Raw genomic sequence first — 16,549 nt, 5'->3', positions numbered from 1 at the left:
AGCTGTCGCCAGTCTAATTGAGATATGTCCCCTTAGGACGTTCAAACGTTTGAACGTCCTAACGTTTCAAGGGTTTACTGGATGTCCCAAGCAACAGATCTATGGCTATCGTGCCCCCTTAGACCTGCGGCTGGGGAATGGTGATGTCGATCGGCGTGACGGCAGTATTCGGAGCTAAGGCATCGAGACCCGGCTGAATTTCTGCCGGATTGCCAACTACTAAAATCACCAGCTGATCTGGGTTAAGCCGAGCTTGGGCCGCTGCCTGTACCTGAGCCACCGTCGCCTCGCGCACCTGATCTTGAAACTGAAATACAAAATCTCGGGGATAGCCGTAGTACTCGTAGCGAATCAGCCGAGCTAGGGTTTGGCCGGGGCTTTGAAAGTTAAACACAAAGCTGTTGAGCACGGCATCCTTAGCTTGCGCTAGCTCTAGCTCAGTAATGGGTGCGGTGCGGATACGGTTGATTTCGGCCAGCGTTGATTGAATAAAGGGCACCGTGGCCTCAGAACGGGTTTGCCCCCCGCCAATAAACAGTCCCGGGTGGTCGTAGCGAGGTGCCCAGTAGGCGTAGACCGAGTAGGCTAGGCCTTGGCGCGATCTCACCTCATTAAACAACCGCCCGCTAAAACCGTTCATCACCTCGTTCATCACCGCCAGAGCAGCGTGGTCAGGGTAGTTAAGCTGCCCGCCCAGGTGACCCAGCTCAATATAGCTCTGCGTTAGCTGAGGTTGCGACACCATAAACACACCGGACTTGGCCTGTTCTACCGCCGGCAATGAGCCTTCTATTGCCTCGCCAATGCCCTGCCACTCCCCAAAATAATCGGCAATCCACTGCTTCATCTGGGCGCTGTCAAAGTCGCCCACAATGCCCAAGATGGTCTGCTCGGGGCGAATAGAAGCCCGGTAAAACCGCTCAATATCCTCTCGACCAATGGCCGCCAGCGTAGCGTACTCGGTGGTGCGAGCATAGGGGCTATTGGCCCCGTACACCAGCTTGCGAAACTCGCGGCTAGTAATACCATCAGGGTCGTCGTTGCGACGAGCAATGCCGCCCCCATACTGGCGCTTGAGTAAATCGATCTTGTCGTCGGCAAAAGCGGGCCGCTGCACCACATCGGCAAACAACCCAAATACCGCCGCAGTGTCCTCACTCAGGGTGCTAAAGCTAGCGCTGCCTTCACTCAGGTCAATGCTGGTTTCAATTGACGCCGCCCGCTGCTCCAGCTGCTGGTTGAGCGAGTCAGCGTCCAGACGAGTAGTGCCTCCCAGCCGCATCGCTTCGCCAGTCAAATTGGCCAGCCCGACCTTGTCCGCAGGCTCAAACCGCGCTCCGGTACGAAAGGTGGCGCTGCCGCTCACTAAGGGCAGCTCGTGGTCTTCCAGCAGATACACTACCAGGCCGTTGGGCAACGCGTAGCGCTCATAGGCCGGAATCTCAATATCCCGCAGGTTCGGAAACTCCAGCTCATCGAAGTGACGCGGGGTTAGGGCACTGGCCGATGGCTGCCAGGCTAGCAGCAACACCCCTAACAGCCCAGTCAAGGCCAGCAGAGGCATCATGCCCCGCCGTAGAGTTCGACGGCTACCCATAAACCAGCTGATCGCGTTCATCACTGTGCTTTCCAATACCGTAGGTCTTGACTGTGGATGTCTCGAAAGTCAACTATTTAAGCTACTCGTCCGTTCTCCGGCTGGCTTAAATCAACCGGACTTGTGGCCTATTCAGCAGACGGAGCCTGGACTAGCTTGCCGACGGTGCGATTTTCGGGCCGAAACAGAGTTTTCGCTACCCGCTGAATGTCCGCTGCTGAAACCGCCTCAATGGCTTTGAGATTGTTGAATATATTTCGCCAGTCGCCGGTTTTAGCCTGATATTCGGCCAGCAGCGAGGCCATACCGCCGTTAGAGGCCAAACTCTGTAATAGTCCCGCCCGAGCCTGGGTTTTTACCCGGTCTAGCTCATCAGGGCTGACGGGCTCCTGCTTGATCCGGTCTAGTTCCTGGGCAAAAAGAGCGCCAATTTCCTCGGGAGTGTGGTTGGGGGCCGTGAGGCCATAGATCAAAAAGATGTTGTCGTAGCGATCGCCCGGAAACCCATTCAGACTGCCAATATCCAAGGCAATACGGGCATCGTCTACCACGGTTTTGTAGATTCTAGACGTCCGCCCACCCACCAGCAGACTCTCAATCATGCCGTAGATCACGTGATCGGGGTGGCGCAGGCTAGGCCGGTGATACCCCTCTAAGTACCAGGGCTCCGAGGGCAGGGCCAGCGAAAATTCCTTAGCCGCAGTCTGGGGTGGTTCGTCAATAGTAGGCTCGGGCGGCACCGCCCGAGGAGTATAGCGGCTAAAGTAAACCTCGGCTAAACGCTTCACCTCAGCGGGGTCAACATCGCCCACGACCACAGCGGTCAGGTTGGCAGGGCCATAATAGGTGTCGTAAAACGTTTGCACATCCTCACGGGTGGCCACAAAGAGGTCGTCCTGGTAGCCAATCACCGGGCGACGATAGGGGTGGCTGACAAACGCCTCCTCCAAAAACCGCTCAATCATGGTGCCAATGGGGGAGTTATCCACCCGCATGCGCCGTTCTTCCAGAATTACATCTTTTTCTTCATAAAATTCGCGAAACACCGGGTCAAGAAACCGCTCCGACTCCAGCGACATCCAGAGCTCCAGCTTATTGGCGGGTAGGCTGTAGAAGTAGCGGGTTTCATCGGCCGAGGTAGTGGCGTTGAGGCCGACTCCTCCCGCCTGCTGAATAATCTGGCCGTACTGGTTTTGCTCCACAAAACTGGCGGCTTCTTTTTGCAGCCCCACTAGTTCCTCCTCCAACTGGGCGGTTTTGGCGGTATCGCCTGCCGTCTGAGCAGCCAACAGCTGGTCAAACACAGCGTCTAGCTCGGTCATCACCCGCTGCTCGGCGGCAAAGTCTTTAGTGCCAATGCGGCTGGTACCTTTGAAGGCCAGGTGCTCCAGATAGTGAGCCACTCCAGTCTTGCCATCGGTTTCATCTACCGCGCCTACGTTGGCGTGAATCATAAACGACACCACCGGGGCCTGGTGCCGCTCCAGCACAATGAACTTCATACCGTTGTCGAGAGTAAACTCGGTAACAGCGTCCGCTACCCGATCCAGATAGGGCTGAATGGCCTGGGCGGTTTGTAAGGGCTCTCTCGCCGCTGCCGGGGCAATGGGCCACCACACCCAAAGGCTAACTAACGCTACCAGGCCGACTAGAGCAGGGCGTAGGCGGTGTCTTGCCCCTGCCCAAAAGCCTCGGTCGGTCGGCGGTGTTCCATTCATAAGCTGCACTCAATCAGGATGGGCTAGACTCCGCTTTCCAGGATAGTGGAGTCTTACAGACAATGACCACACCCTATATTCCCGACCCTCGGGTTCAGCTAGGCCTTGAGGCGGTTGTTAAAGCCTTAAATCCTCAGTAGAGTTCCTACATAACCCGCAATTGGATAAGCATCAGACCCTACTAGCGATTTGCCCTCAAGCCAAATCACTCCCAATGTGCTCAAGCAACACAGTACTCTTTAGGGGTAGGCCTTACCCAGGCCGTCAGCGAACTGGGCTTTCAATATTACTAACGTTCCACCAAAGAGGTTAGACGTTGACACAGGCAGCGGATAGCTCAAACCTGAAACAGTGGGCCCAACGAGCCCTAGCAGCGACCTTTTTGTCAGGACAGGTCGTCATTCACCTGATCTCTCGTCCAGTGCATCGGCGCAATACCCTAGAGCAAATGGCGGCTGTGGGGCCTGAGTCATTGCTCATTGCCCTGATTACGGCAGCCTTTGTGGGCATGGTGTTCACTATTCAGGTGACGCGAGAGTTCCTCAGCTTTGGGGCGGGGGCTGCGGTGGGTGGCGTGCTGGCTCTTACCCTGGCCCGAGAGCTAGGCCCAGTGCTGACAGCGGTGATTATTGCTGGGCGGGTGGGGTCAGCTTTTGCGGCTGAAATCGGCACCATGCGCGTCACTGAACAAATCGATGCCCTGCAAATTCTCAAAACCGACCCTATTGATTACCTGGTGATTCCTAGGGTGATCGCCTGTGCCCTGATGCTGCCATTGCTAAATGTGCTGTCATTTATCACCGGTATGACGGGTGGTCTTTTGATTGCCACCAATCAATACGGCATCACTTATTCAGTCTTTTTAGATTCCGCTAAAAACTTTCTGTCAATTTGGGATCTGGTGAGTTCGCTGATCAAGGCATTTTTCTTCGGCATCTTAATTGCCATCATTGGGACTAGCTGGGGGCTGACCACTACGGGTGGTGCTAAAGGGGTCGGGCAATCTACTACCACGGCGGTGGTGACAGCACTGCTAGCTATTTTTATCAGCAACTTTTTTCTCTCGTGGCTGATGTTCCAAGGCACTGGCAGTGCTGTTATGAGCAACTTTTAGGGGGGCCTGGTCAAGAGGATGTACGTCTAGCGTGAGGGTAGATTCTCCTATACTTTTGGTTAGTTTTAATCTCTATGAGCCTCGTGAATTGTGACTTCTAGTACTACAGCGACCTATACTGATCTGCCGCGCAGCTACCGTATCCCTTTGGTGGTGATGGGCCTCGGCCTATTGCTAGCGTTCGGAAACATTTGGCTGGGAGCGTTGGTGGGTCTCTTCGGCCTGTTCTTGCTGGTGCAGACCCGAATGCTGCGGCTGCGGTTTACCGACAGCGCCCTCGATATCTATCGGGGAGACACCCTGATTCGCCACTTTCCCTACGCAGAATGGCAACATTGGGAGATTTTTTGGGAACCAGTGCCAGTGCTGTTTTACTTTCGCGAGGTTAATAGCATTCACTTTTTACCGATTATATTTGGCTCCAGCGAATTGCGCACCTGCCTTGAAACCCACTGCGCAACGGCCCAGGAGGAAGAGTAACGGGCTGGTGAGAGGCGAACTAAGCCCTCATCTGATAGGCTGACAACAGGGTCTATGGAGCCATTATGACCGCAGAGGAGCTATCGAAATCAGGCCTGGGGCCGGAGAGTGGTGCCAGTGGCCATGGCAGTCCGGAGGCTAGTTCTGCTTTTGGTTCCGCCGATTCAGCGGGTCTTAAGTCAGACTGGAGTACTCGCATTGATGCTCTGCGCCAGCAGGAGACTGACCTCAAGCGCAGCATTGCTGATCTGCAAACGACCTACAACCGTCTTACCCAAGATCAGTTTCAAAAAATTCAGGCTGATGTTGGCCGCATGGTACAGCAGGGGACAGCAGACCTAGAGCAGCGTAAGCGTACTCTCCAAAAGGAAATTGAGACCCTGGAGCGCCGCCAAGAGCGCATTCAGGCGGAAATGCGCACTACCTTTGCCGGAGCATCCCAAGATTTAGCGGTACGGGTGCAGGGCTTCAAAGACTATCTAGTGGGTAGCCTGCAAGATCTGTCGGTGGCGGCAGAGCAGCTTGATCTGTCTCCAGCGGCGCGGCCTACCGCCGCGCTGGAGATGGCTGCTCGGGGCGATTTCGGGACGGAGCGGTCTGCGAATCGTTCTTCACCCCGCCGAACTGCTGAGCCTGCCTCTGGGCAGCCGGCCTTTGCCTCTAACGCCTTTCAAGATCAAACCGAGCGTATTCGCAGCCTGCTCGACCAGTACCGCATGCGGCCTGACTATTACGGCCCTCTGTGGCAGCTGCGTCGCACCTTCGAACCTATTCATGCTGAGCGGGTGTCTAACTGGTTCTTTGCCCAGGGAGGACGGGGAGCGGTTAAGAGTATGGGCAGCCGCCTGCAAAATGTGCTGGTGGCTTCCTCTGCGCTGTCGATTTTGTATGCCCTCTACGGCAATCGTCTGCGGACCCTCGTGCTCTCTAACAGCCCTGAGCGCTTGGGAGAATGGCGTCGGGGTCTGCAAGATTGCCTGGGTATTTCTCGTGCTGACTTTGGCACTGGTCAGGGGGTAATGCTGTTTGATGCGCCAGAGCCTCTGGCCCAGCGGGCCGATCGCATTACTGCCGACAATGGCCTGCCCTTCATTGTGGTGGATGAAGCTGAGTCGGTGATTAGTCTGGCATTACTGCAATTTCCGCTGTGGCTGGCTTTTGCCCCCGACCCTATGAACCCGGTGGCTGAGTATGACTACTAGCATCCCTCATGGTGATGAGAAACTGACCCTAAGCCTGTAGGGGATGATCGGGTTGAGAATGTGGTTTAGCCTAGGAATCTGGGGACTTTGTCAGGATCTCGACTACTTGGTCTAGGGCCACCGATCGCGACGCTTTGAGCAAAACGCGATCGCCTGGCTGCAGCATGCCTTGCAGATGCCGGGCTAGAGACCTATGATCGCTGAACCCCACAGTCTTGACGCCCGCCGATCCCTCCGCCAGGGCTAGGGATTCATCAGGGTCGGCCAGGGTGAGCAGGGCATCTAGCCTCAGATGGCTCACAACCTGCCCAATCTGGCGGTGCAGATCGACCGATCGCTCCCCTAGCTCTTTCATGGTGCCCAGCACGGCAATCCGTCGTTGCCCTGGCGTTTCGGCCAGTAGATGGAGGGCCGCCGTCATCGACTCTACCCCAGCGTTGTAGGTCTCATCGAGCAGCATAATATCGTTGGGTAGAGAAATTTGCCGGGCACGACCGCTGGGCAACTCTACAGCAATGCCTTGGCTGAGCACCCGCCAGTCAAGGTTGAGGGCCTGCATAACGGCGATCGCCGCCAGCAGATTCAAAGCATTATGGCGACCTGGCAGTGGCAGGGGCAGGCTTACTCCCTGCACTTCAAGGGTTTGAGGATTGACTAGCTCGCCCTGCACGTCTCCGCCCTCTAGGCCAAAGGTGATGGTGCGCCCGGCCCACACGGTGCTGGCCGTGGCTATGAGCCTGGCGTTGTCATGGTTGAGCACTGCAATACCCTGGGGTGGGAGTTCAGCCAGCAATTCGCACTTGGCGTCAGCGATCGCCTGCTCTGACCCCAGTCGGCCAATGTGCGCTGTTCCCACATTGGTGATGACGGCCACATCGGGGACGGCAATGCGGGCCAGCCGGGCAATTTCTCCTGGCCCCCGCATGCCCATTTCGATCACCCCAAAGGCGTGACTGGGCTGTATCTGAAGCAGCGTTTTCGGGACGCCAATGTCGTTGTTGTAGTTGGCCTGGGTTTTATGCACCGCTCCTTGGGTGCCTAGGGCCGCCGCAATCAGCTCTTTGGTGGTGGTTTTACCCACCGACCCAGTAATGGCAATAATGCTGGCCTGCTGTTGGGTACGCCACCAGTGCCCTAAAGATTGGTAAGCCCCAAGGGTATCGGCCACCGGCAGGCAAGGCAAATTAGGTAAAACCTTACCTTGCTCTACCACGGCGGCTACGGCACCCTGAGCGATCGCCGCCTCAACAAACCCATGACCGTCAAAGCGATCGCCCGTCAGGGCAATAAAAAGAGCGTTTTCACGGATGTCGCGGCTGTCGGTAGTAATATTTGCTACCCAGTTTTCTCGGTGAGCAGGCGGCACATGTTCTAGAGGAGCCTGCATAGCTGCAGCCAGGGTAGCCAGAGATGAAAAGCCCATGAAGTCGGTGGTAGTAGCGATAGCGAGCCTGCGACCCGCCGGTTTGTGGCTAGGTGTCGCCGCAAAAGTGTTCTGATTGTAGAGGAATTCTGACCCCAGGAGTCGGGGGTCTGCCCATCAGATTTGGGTTAAATGAGAATTGCCTATGGACTGGGGCAAGCCTTCTTGAGATAGGGTTTTCAGTCTATAAACACCGTTTAGACACCGAGGGCTTTGAGGTGGATAGCCCTGAAGTATGGGTATCCTAACCCTATCAGGGTTCACTACTGCCTCATGATTGGGTAAAGAACTTTACCAGAGCTTTGTTAACGCTCTCGACATAATCCCAGAAACTAGGAAATTCACGCAGTAATCTTGAGATACGCAGACAACAGCCCAGTGTAAAAACTGACGCGAACAGGGTTATCGATCGACTTTAATGAACCCAAGGACTGTTACTGCCATCGAAACCGTGCATCTTTTAAGTTCGTACTTGAGTCAGTGAGTTTAGCATTCAAGTTTTTCTCATCGCAGTCCCTATGGGCTTAGTTGGCTGAGCACATCTGCTGGTGGGGCAAGGGCGGTAAAACGGTGAAGATAAAAGCGACCTATAACAATCGAATTACCTCCGCCGATGAGCAGCGTCTCTACAGTCATCTGCTGAACTGCGTGGGCGTTGAGTCGCCTGATGCCATGATTGATCGGTTTCAGGCACTGTTCCTAGACGGGTTTGGCTACCCCGATCGCGATGTCGTCGCCGCCCTCGATCGCCTGCTGGCTTCCCACGAGATCGAAGAGTATTTTCGGTTTATTCTCAACCGCTGCTGCCATATTCTCATCAACCGCTGGCAAACCAATACCCAGTCGCAGCCAGCTATTCCAATTCTGATCGAACTGCTGGAGTCGGTGCCTACTGGTCGGGTGCCAGAGCTGTCGCGATCGCGGTCTATTCGCCGTCTTCGCCAGGTCACCCAGGATTTCCACGATACGGAGCAGTATCTAGCCCTCAAACGCCTGGGCCGCATCATTGAGGCACGCCACTCGGCTCTGCCCCGCCATCGACAGGCCGAAGCCGTGCCTCTGGGGTCGCTGATCAACCGCTATCCCTACCTCTATGAGCACTGTTTGGTCACTGAAGACAGCGATCTTCAGCATCAGCAGTATGTGCGTCACATGCAGGTTGAGGCCCAGCACAAGTTTGAGGTTGACCTGAGTCACTACGTCACCTATCGGGTTCGTCGCGGGCGACTGCATAGCCAGGGCCAGACGAACTTTGCCGATCGGCTGCGGGTGGTGCACAATCCCACTCTGCTGAATGATAAAGAGCTGGTTTCGTCGCTGAAGCAGTTTGCCCGCCGCCGCGATCATGGCCAAAGCTACCGCGATGGGGCCCAGCGCTTTTTGCTCACCCACAACCACGGCGCTTCGTTTCGGCAGTTCAAAGAAGACCTGTTTGACTACATCATTGCCGATGTCGACGCTGGATACAGCCAGCGGCAGTTCAAAGCCATGCTGGAAGGCCACCTGCTGTCTACCTTTACTGACAGCGACAGCAAGCCGATGGATGACTTTCTCAAGGTGCGGACGTGCAGCAACCTGTTCAACTTCTTGGTGGTTGACCCCAGCGCCGGTCGGCAGCACTATGTATTTCTTGACCTAATCAACAACCTTGGGCCGGTGCACACTACGGGCCTGCTGCTGAGAATTTTGCTGATTTGTCAAAAGGTTAGGCCCTTCTTAGAGCGGCGGTTTTCGCTGTTGTTTAACCACTACGAAACGGCCTCCAGCGAAACGGTGGCCTGGTTGGTCAATATGTTTGAAAACATCAACATTGCCCTTAGCCTCAACTTTGGCAGTGTCGATCTGTCCCATGCCGGGGCTCGCTAGGGTGTTGCTGGGGCATAGCTGAGGCAGCGGCGATCGCCAGAGGGGAGAGTTGCCCAAGTCTAGCCCTGGCGCAAATGCTAGAGTCGTACCACGCGCCGATCTCCATTGCCTATCTATGTACGACCTTGTTTCTGCGGCCCTGAGGGCTCAGCAGCTGACCCAGGCAGCCCAGCTGATTAAGCAGTGGCAGCAAAAGACGCCCCAAGATCCCTGGCTGAAGCTGGCCATGGGGCAGTACTGGGAAGCCAAGGGCGAGCTAGAGAAGGCTCAGATCACGTACACCCGACTGCTGCAAAGCACTGCCAATTCTAAGGTGCTGAGCCAGGCGCGCGAGGGTGTGCAGCGGGTGCGCGATCGGCTGGCCCAGCGCCGAGAGCACGATCTGAGTGCTGCCAAGCAGCAGCCGGGGGCAGGGGCGACGGCGGTGCTGGCGCTAGAGCCGGTGACGGGCGATCGCCGCGAACCGGCTGCCCAGGGCCTAGCCCGGGTCATGCAGATTGATGTCTACACCGCCAGAACCCGACTTCCCAGCAAACACTGGCGTCTGCTGCGGGTAGGGACAGCGGGGGAAACGCAGTACTTTTGCGAGCAGCTTAAGGCCGAGGGCACGCCTGCTCGGTGGGCTACGGTGGATCAGGTTAAGGGGCTGGCTACCTTTCGGGTGCAGGCCATTCGTGCGGTGGAGCCAGAGCTGACGGTGGTGTGCCTGAATGACGCGGGTCAACAGGGCACTATTCAGCTCGCCTGGGGCGACATTACCCAGTGGGTGGTAGGGCAGCTACCCATTTATGAATCGGTAGTCGATCTAGATGTGCGGGGCAAGCTCAAGCGCAAAGATGCTACCCAGGACTACGGCGAGGTGATCGACTGGCACCTGCACGGGCGCGGATGCGTGCTGCGGCTATGCGATCGCACCTATAAATACCGCGAGGCGATACCGCTGCCCCCAGCGACAGCGTATCCATCCCCCTTGATTGCTGGCACCGCATGGAAGGCGATGAAAAGCTACTTTGAAGACCGCATCGCTCCGGCACCGATCGCCGATTTTAGCGGGTTCGGAGAGAGCGCTCTGGACTTAATAGAGCTACTCCCTACCTTTGAACACCAGATTGATCTGGGGCGATCGCTGCCCTCGCCCTGGGATGGGGCCTTTCACTTGTACAGCGGGCTGCGGTTTGTGGTGGAAGGAGACGCTAGAGGTTCTAAAAATTAAAGTTCAGAGGTCAGGGCCGATAATCAACCCTAACCTCTGAACCGTGAATCAACCCCTGTTGCCTACGTGGAGTCGCTGGATTAGCGGGTCTTGACCTGCTTAGCCATATCCATAAAGGGAGACAGGCTAGGACCGGGGCGGCGGCGACGGGGCAGGGCCGTACCCACGCTGGTCAGGTAGGTAGAGGCAAAGGCGGTAGGTACAGGGTCAGCGGGTGCTGTTGCTACAGGAGCGGGAGCGGGAGCAGCTTTAGCGGGAGCTTTGGTTGCTGCTTTAGCTGAAGCCTTCGCTGGAGCTTTAGCAACTGCTTTAGCGGGAGCGGCTGCCTCAGCCTTGGCTTCGGCGGGGGCGGCGAGAGCGGGTGCTTCCGGTGGGGCGCTGCTGTCAGATTCATCGAGCTCCATGAAAAATTCAGACTTTTTGCCCAGACCTACCAGGCCACTAACGGTCTTGAAGATGCCGCCAATCAGCCCAAAGATCGCCCCAAAAATAGACTTAATTAAACCCATGGGTATGTCCTTGATTTATCTGCGTTTCTGAATTGATTATCAAGTTCCGTTACGCCCTCTCACCAGGTAGAGCGACAACTAGATAAAAAAGTTAACACTGACGCTCAGAAAGTTTGAACGGAGCTAGTTATTCAAAGTTTGGGAAGTCGTTAGGGATCCATCCCTTGGCTTTAGTGCCGGATTCTAACTTCCGTGAACGCGACGGGGGGCTGGGGCATGACGCCATCGCGTTCACGGAGGGAAATAGGGCTAAGGCAGCAACCCTCGGCTATTAGCTTTGTCTAGATAAGCTACCGCGACAGCAGCCAATTTTGGGAAAAAGTCACCATTTGTTTTTCCCAGAGGAAATCGATCTGATCTGCATAGGTACCAATGGTGCCCCATTCGTTCTCGGCGGCAATGCCCTCGACCTCGGTGACCTAGGATGTCTAATGTCTTTGCCCATCGACTGCCGCCGGGCATAAGTAGACGACTCTGATCCCTAAGCTTCAGCTGTGAAGGATACCCGCAACGGCCTGCGTTGCAGGCCACAGAGGCACTATCGACCGAAGCCGGGATGGCGTCGGCTACCACAGACTACCGAACCAGTCGCCTGAAAGAGCAAGCTCGGCGATCGCGCAGGCAAATAAAGGTTATGCAGAGTTTCTGGGGGCTAATGCTTTGATTTTGCTGCTGTTTCCCTATATCTCTGCGAGGCAATCCCATGGGGGTTATCTCCGCCAATTGCCGTGGGACATATTTTTTAGCGAGAAGAGTAAAATGGCAAGAGCAGATCCTTTACTCTTCTAAAAACTTCGTTAGGATAATTAATAACAACGTTAATTTTTCTTAATCACTATGATTGCTCAGCAACGCATCCTATCCCTGGGCGGCCTTGCGCTTCAGCCCAATCAATCCACCAACACCGCTTTTCAGATTTCTTGGACAATTCTGAGAGTCGTCGCCGGTGTCGTAATGATTCATAACGGTCTTGACAAGCTAGCCAATATCGAGAGCTTCGCCAATGCCTATGTGGCTTATCTGGGTTTGCCGTTCCCCATTACCCTCAGCTATATGGCGGCCTTTACCGAACTGATTGGCGCTCCCCTAGTTGCACTAGGGCTGTTTACCCGTCCCGCCGCGATGGGTCTGCTTTTTACCATGCTGGTAGCGATGTACCATCACGTTAAGGTCGCAGGTCTCAGCATTCCTTATCTGGAGCTGTCTGCCCTTTACGCCGCTACTTTCCTGTTTTTTGTGATCAATGGTGGGGGGCGGTTTTCAGTGGATGCGCTGTTGGCCAATGTGCTCAACGGGCTGCGCACTAACCAGGCCGACGGCAAGCGGGCTTCCCTAGAAGACGTGTTTCAACGGTCGGACGAGGCCAAGTCTGGCACCAAGTCGGCGCTTTAGTCGGTCTGGTCAGGTTTTCAAAGCCCCCTTGCCTAGGCAAGGGGGCTTTGGTTTGGGGCTAGGTATGAGGTTCGCCAAATAGCACCAGGGAACAGGCGGCTTCGTCGATTACCTGATGGGTGACATTGCTCACGGCCAGACCGCCAGCGGTGCGCCGCCGCATCGATCGCAGCACAATCATGTCGTGGGTTTGGGCCGTTTCGAGAATCACTTCGGCTGGGTTGTCGTGGCTCAGGGTGAGCAGTGTCCAACTGACGGACGGGCCTTCGGCCATGACCTTGGCTAGGGCGGATTCTAGAGCCTTGACTTGACTCTCGGGGGTGTGGCGATCGCACACGTGCAGCAGGGTCACTTCGGCCTTGTGGGTGTCGGCAAACATTTGGGCAAAGCGCACCGTGCGCACCGCTTGGGGGGTGATGGTCTTCATCGGCACCAGCACCCGGCGAATGTCGATGGGCTCGGCGAGCAGTCGAGCTACGGCTACCGGGCAGTGGCTCGACCAAAATACCTCGTCAACTAAGGTGCCAAAGAGTTTGGCTCTAAACCCTTGGCGGCTCCAGCCCAGCAAAATGAGGCTGGCGTTTTGCTCACGGGCGGTGCGGGTAATGCCTTCCGACACATCGTCGTCAATGCGCAGCACCGAGTAGGCCTGGGCTTTAAACTCCTGGCTTAGGGCTTCGGCTTTTTGCAGCAGTTTGCGGCAGTGCTCTAGGGCGGTCACCAGCTTGGGGTCATCCATATGCACGTGGGCACGGGCCACCGTTACCGGTATGACATACCCTCCCTCGTGGCTGGCCAGCAGAGCGGCCATTTCAATCAAGTAGCGCTGGGTCACCGGATTGTAGATGGGCACGACCACTGTAAAGGGGCCGGTGATGGTAGAGTCTTTGCGGCTTTCGGGGGCCGCCCCGTAGTCAAACCAGAGCGAGTTTAACTCAGTCTCAGGGCGAGCCAGTTTGGGAGCCACTAGCCGCCCGGCAAATCGGGCGGTGAGCAGCGGCCCCAGCACCGAGGTAATCAACATCATCACAATGACAGCGTTGAATTCTAAATCTGAGATAATGCCCTGCTGCAATCCCACCAGGGCTGCGGCCAGGGTAGCAGCCACCTGGGGCATCGACAGTGACCACATGGTGAAAATCTGAGTCCAGCTGTATCGGTAAAAGGGTTTGGTGGCCAGGGCGGCTAAAAACTTACTGAGGATGAGTGTACCCGTCAGCGCCAGAGTAAAAGCCAGGTTAGTGGTCATCGAATCGACGAACACCTGGAGGTCGAGCAGCAGCCCCATGCACACAAAGAAAAAGGGAATGAACAGCACCCCCCCGACAAACTCCACTTTTTCTTTGACTGGGCCATTGCCCACCACGTCATTGACCGCTAGCCCCGCCAAAAACGCCCCCACAATCTTGTCAACATTGATCAGCTGTGACCCTACCGCGGCTAAAAAAACCGCCGCCAGCACAAACAAAAACTGATTGCCTTCGCGATCGCCGTTGCGCTTAAAGTACTGCTTGCCCGCCCAGTCGATGCCCACCAGCACCGCCGTGGCAAACAGCCCCAGCATCACCAGCTGCGTCACCACCGTGCGGGCTGAAAATTCTCCCGCCTGGGCGGCGACGCACATGGCCAGCACCAGCAGCGCCCCAATGTCGGTGAAAATCGTTGCTCCTACCGTGGCCCCTACGGAGGGCTCTTTGGTGATGCCCAACCGCATCACAATCGGGTAGGCTAGCAGCGTATGGGAGGCCAGCAGTGACCCCACTAGCACCGCCGCAATCCAATTAAATCCAAAGATGCGGCTCAGCAGGATGCCCGCAATCAGCGGCACGGCGAAGGTAGTGAAGCCAAACCCCAAGGAGCGGTTGCGGGTACGCTTAAAGTCCTTGAGGTCAATCTCCAGCCCAGCCACAAACATGAGGTAGATTTTGCCCACGTCAGACAGCAGGGTTTCTACATCCCCCGCTGGGTCTAAGAGCCCGGCCACACTCGGCCCCAATAGCACCCCCGCCGCCAACAAACCCACCAGCCCTGGCAGCCGCAGCCGCTCAAAAATGGGCGGAATAATTAATGTCACCAGCAGCAGCACCGTGAAGGCCACAATGGGACTGTCGGGCAAAAAGCTGAGCAGCCCTGCTGCGCTATCTCCGGTTGTCAATGCAGCCATGGGTGCTCCTGAAGTGAGAACGGGCGCTAAAACAGGCTGGCCTCTCCCAGGCAGGTGAGGCTAGGGCAATGCGCATTAACTATCGCAAACTCTCGCAAAAAAGTCTTGGTTTGTCTGGTCTGTCAGCTACAGGCCGAGCGATTTGGCTCAGATCCCCAGCCGTTGGTAAACCTGGTCGAGGTTGCGCAGGTGGCGATCGGGGCTAAAGCAGAGGTCAATCTCTGCCGTGGATAGATGGGCTGTAACCCGCTCGTCGGCCTCAATAAGGCCGCGAAAGTTGCCGTCGTCGGTGTTCCAGGCCTGGTGGGCACAAGACTGCACGATCGCATAGGCCTGTTCCCGTGCCAGCCCCTTATCCACTAGGGCTAGCAGTACCCCCTGGCTAAATACAACGCCACCATAGACGTTCATATTGCGGGCCATGTTTTCGGGGTAGACCAGCAGATTTTTGATTAGCTCGGTGGTTTCTACCAACATGAAGTGGGTGAGTATGCAGCTGTCGGGAAAAGCCACCCGCTCCACCGAACTGTGGGAAATGTCGCGCTCGTGCCACAGGGCCACATTCTCTAGCGCCGCCATGGCGTTGCCGCGCAGCAGTCTCGCCATCCCCGTCAGCCGCTCCGAGCGGATGGGGTTGCGCTTGTGGGGCATGGCCGACGAACCCTTTTGCTTTTTGGAGAAGAATTCTTCAACTTCCAGCACATCAGTGCGCTGTAGGTTGCGAATTTCGACGGCAAACCGCTCGATGGAGGCCCCGAGCAGAGCCAGAGCATTCATGAAGTCGGCGTGAATATCGCGGGAGATCACCTGGGTAGAGGCAGTGTCGGGGCGGAGGCCAAGGTTTTGGCAGGCCAGCGCCTCAATTTTGGGGTCGATGTTGGCGTAGGTGCCCACTGCACCAGAGATTTTGCCGACGGCGATCGCATCCTGTAGATGGGTCAACCGCTCCCGGTGGCGCAGCATCTCGGCCAGCCAGCCAGCCAGCTTAAAGCCAAAGGTAATCGGCTCGGCATGGATGCCGTGGGATCGGCCAATCATCACCGTATCGCGGTGCTCCTGAGCCCGATAGCGAATCACCTGAATCAGGCTCTCCACGTGAATCATGATCACCTGAAGGCTATCTACCAACTGTAGCGACAGGGCTGTGTCAAGCATGTCGGAGCTGGTCATACCCAGGTGAATATAGCGTCCGGCGTCGCCCACATATTCGTTGACATTGGTGAGAAAGGCGATCACATCGTGGCGCACCTCCGCCTCAATTTCGAGGATGCGCTTGGGATCAAACTTGGCCTTAGCCTTGATTTCCTCGACCGCTGACTGGGGAATGTAGCCCAGCTCGGCCTGGGCTTCGCACACCGCGATTTCGACCCGCAGCCAGGTTTCAAACTTGTAATCGTCGGTCCAGAGATCGCCCATTTCGGGCAGGGTGTAGCGTTCAATCAAGGCTTTGGTCAGAATACAACCGTCCCATTCTACCCGGCGGCCCAGGGCTGTGGAAAAATGCAGCACTATACTTCATGCCTGAGGCGCGGGATAGCGCTTTTCCGGCATCGGTTCGCCTGAAAGTGTAGCGCTGGCTAGAAATGCCAACGGGTAGAGGGGTTGACCATTCAACTTGCCCAAGAAAACACCAAACTTGGGCTTCTCGCTGGCAAAATTAGAGTTTTCCTAGACTCAGATCTTGCACCTTGGCTGGGGGGATGAGAGAAAAGGGCGTGAAACGTATAGACAGCAAGGACCATGGAGATTCTTGCCCACGCCCAAGAGCTAATTTACCAACTGTTGGACGGGATGCCGAGTGCTTATCAGCGCCAAAGCCTGAAAGCCTTCCTAGAACTGTTTTTCAAGGCACAATGGGCACCGCTGCCTGA

Annotated in this window: 12 protein-coding genes; 6 read left to right on the top strand and 6 right to left on the bottom strand. The window is 56.2% G+C overall.

Translation table 11 applies throughout. From position 1 onward, the window contains the following. Nucleotides 1–118: 118 nt before the first annotated feature. Together VB780_RS20320 and VB780_RS20315 are read right to left on the bottom strand one after the other, a co-directional pair. Nucleotides 119–1,618, bottom strand: a complete 1,500-nt coding sequence (locus VB780_RS20320) for a pitrilysin family protein (protein ID WP_323353001.1) — start codon at nt 1,616–1,618, stop codon at nt 119–121. Between the two features lie 107 nt (nt 1,619–1,725). Then, nucleotides 1,726–3,315: a pitrilysin family protein gene (locus VB780_RS20315; RefSeq protein WP_323353000.1), complete on the bottom strand. Its 1,590-nt coding sequence runs from the start codon at nt 3,313–3,315 to the stop codon at nt 1,726–1,728. Between the two features lie 316 nt (nt 3,316–3,631). On the opposite strand from VB780_RS20315, the gene VB780_RS20310 reads away from it, so the two are divergent. The 3 genes from VB780_RS20310 (at nt 3,632) to VB780_RS20300 (ending at nt 6,111) form a co-directional block, all read left to right on the top strand. Further along, nucleotides 3,632–4,429, top strand: a complete 798-nt coding sequence (locus VB780_RS20310) for an MlaE family lipid ABC transporter permease subunit (RefSeq protein ID WP_323352999.1) — start codon at nt 3,632–3,634, stop codon at nt 4,427–4,429. Between the two features lie 90 nt (nt 4,430–4,519). After that, nucleotides 4,520–4,909: a DUF3119 family protein gene (locus tag VB780_RS20305; protein ID WP_323352998.1), complete on the top strand. Its 390-nt coding sequence runs from the start codon at nt 4,520–4,522 to the stop codon at nt 4,907–4,909. A gap of 65 nt (nt 4,910–4,974) precedes the next feature. Continuing rightward, nucleotides 4,975–6,111 (top strand): DUF3086 domain-containing protein, encoded by a 1,137-nt coding sequence (locus VB780_RS20300; protein WP_323352997.1) that lies wholly within the window; start codon nt 4,975–4,977, stop codon nt 6,109–6,111. Between the two features lie 70 nt (nt 6,112–6,181). Here VB780_RS20300 and VB780_RS20295 read toward each other — a convergent pair whose 3' ends face one another. Then, nucleotides 6,182–7,498 carry a UDP-N-acetylmuramoyl-tripeptide--D-alanyl-D-alanine ligase gene (locus VB780_RS20295; protein ID WP_323352996.1) on the bottom strand — a complete coding sequence of 439 codons (1,317 nt, stop codon included), beginning with the start codon at nt 7,496–7,498 and terminating at the stop codon, nt 6,182–6,184. Between the two features lie 606 nt (nt 7,499–8,104). Here VB780_RS20295 and VB780_RS20290 point away from each other — a divergent pair. Next, a complete protein-coding gene (locus VB780_RS20290) occupies nt 8,105–9,400 on the top strand; it encodes a hypothetical protein (protein WP_323352995.1) in 1,296 nt (431 codons plus the stop codon). 115 nt (nt 9,401–9,515) lie between these two features. Further along, on the top strand, nt 9,516–10,613 hold the full coding sequence (locus VB780_RS20285; protein WP_323352994.1) for a hypothetical protein: 1,098 nt from the start codon (nt 9,516–9,518) through the stop codon (nt 10,611–10,613). 80 nt (nt 10,614–10,693) lie between these two features. Here the strand turns inward: VB780_RS20285 and VB780_RS20280 are convergent, their stop codons facing one another. Beyond that, nucleotides 10,694–11,122 carry a hypothetical protein gene (locus tag VB780_RS20280; RefSeq protein WP_323352993.1) on the bottom strand — a complete coding sequence of 143 codons (429 nt, stop codon included), beginning with the start codon at nt 11,120–11,122 and terminating at the stop codon, nt 10,694–10,696. Nucleotides 11,123–11,959: 837 nt separating this feature from the next. Between VB780_RS20280 and VB780_RS20275 the strand changes: the two genes are divergently transcribed. Next, nucleotides 11,960–12,514 (top strand): DoxX family protein, encoded by a 555-nt coding sequence (locus tag VB780_RS20275; RefSeq protein WP_323352992.1) that lies wholly within the window; start codon nt 11,960–11,962, stop codon nt 12,512–12,514. 58 nt (nt 12,515–12,572) lie between these two features. Here VB780_RS20275 and VB780_RS20270 read toward each other — a convergent pair whose 3' ends face one another. Both VB780_RS20270 and purB read right to left on the bottom strand, forming a co-directional pair. Further along, complete coding sequence (locus VB780_RS20270) at nt 12,573–14,678, bottom strand: cation:proton antiporter (RefSeq protein WP_323352991.1); 2,106 nt, start codon at nt 14,676–14,678, stop codon at nt 12,573–12,575. 147 nt (nt 14,679–14,825) lie between these two features. After that, nucleotides 14,826–16,187 (bottom strand): adenylosuccinate lyase, encoded by a 1,362-nt coding sequence (gene purB / locus VB780_RS20265; RefSeq protein WP_323352990.1) that lies wholly within the window; start codon nt 16,185–16,187, stop codon nt 14,826–14,828. Between the last annotated feature and the right edge of the window lie 362 nt (nt 16,188–16,549).

The organism is Leptolyngbya sp. CCNP1308, assembly GCF_034932455.1.
GTDB lineage: Bacteria > Cyanobacteriota > Cyanobacteriia > Phormidesmidales > Phormidesmidaceae > Nodosilinea.
Note: the sequence above shows the minus strand (reverse complement) of the source record. Positions and strands in the feature narration are given on the sequence as shown.

Bases quoted from the DNA above. Each gene is read 5' to 3' on its own strand.
- VB780_RS20320 (WP_323353001.1), bottom strand. From the start codon at position 1,618: ATGAACGCGATCAGCTGGTTTATGGGTAGCCGTCGAACTCTACGGCGG.
- VB780_RS20315 (WP_323353000.1), bottom strand. From the start codon at position 3,315: ATGAATGGAACACCGCCGACCGACCGAGGCTTTTGGGCAGGGGCAAGA.
- VB780_RS20300 (WP_323352997.1), top strand. From the start codon at position 4,975: ATGACCGCAGAGGAGCTATCGAAATCAGGCCTGGGGCCGGAGAGTGGT.
- VB780_RS20295 (WP_323352996.1), bottom strand. From the start codon at position 7,498: ATGCAGGCTCCTCTAGAACATGTGCCGCCTGCTCACCGAGAAAACTGG.
- VB780_RS20285 (WP_323352994.1), top strand. From the start codon at position 9,516: ATGTACGACCTTGTTTCTGCGGCCCTGAGGGCTCAGCAGCTGACCCAG.
- VB780_RS20280 (WP_323352993.1), bottom strand. From the start codon at position 11,122: ATGGGTTTAATTAAGTCTATTTTTGGGGCGATCTTTGGGCTGATTGGC.
- VB780_RS20275 (WP_323352992.1), top strand. From the start codon at position 11,960: ATGATTGCTCAGCAACGCATCCTATCCCTGGGCGGCCTTGCGCTTCAG.
- VB780_RS20270 (WP_323352991.1), bottom strand. From the start codon at position 14,678: ATGGCTGCATTGACAACCGGAGATAGCGCAGCAGGGCTGCTCAGCTTT.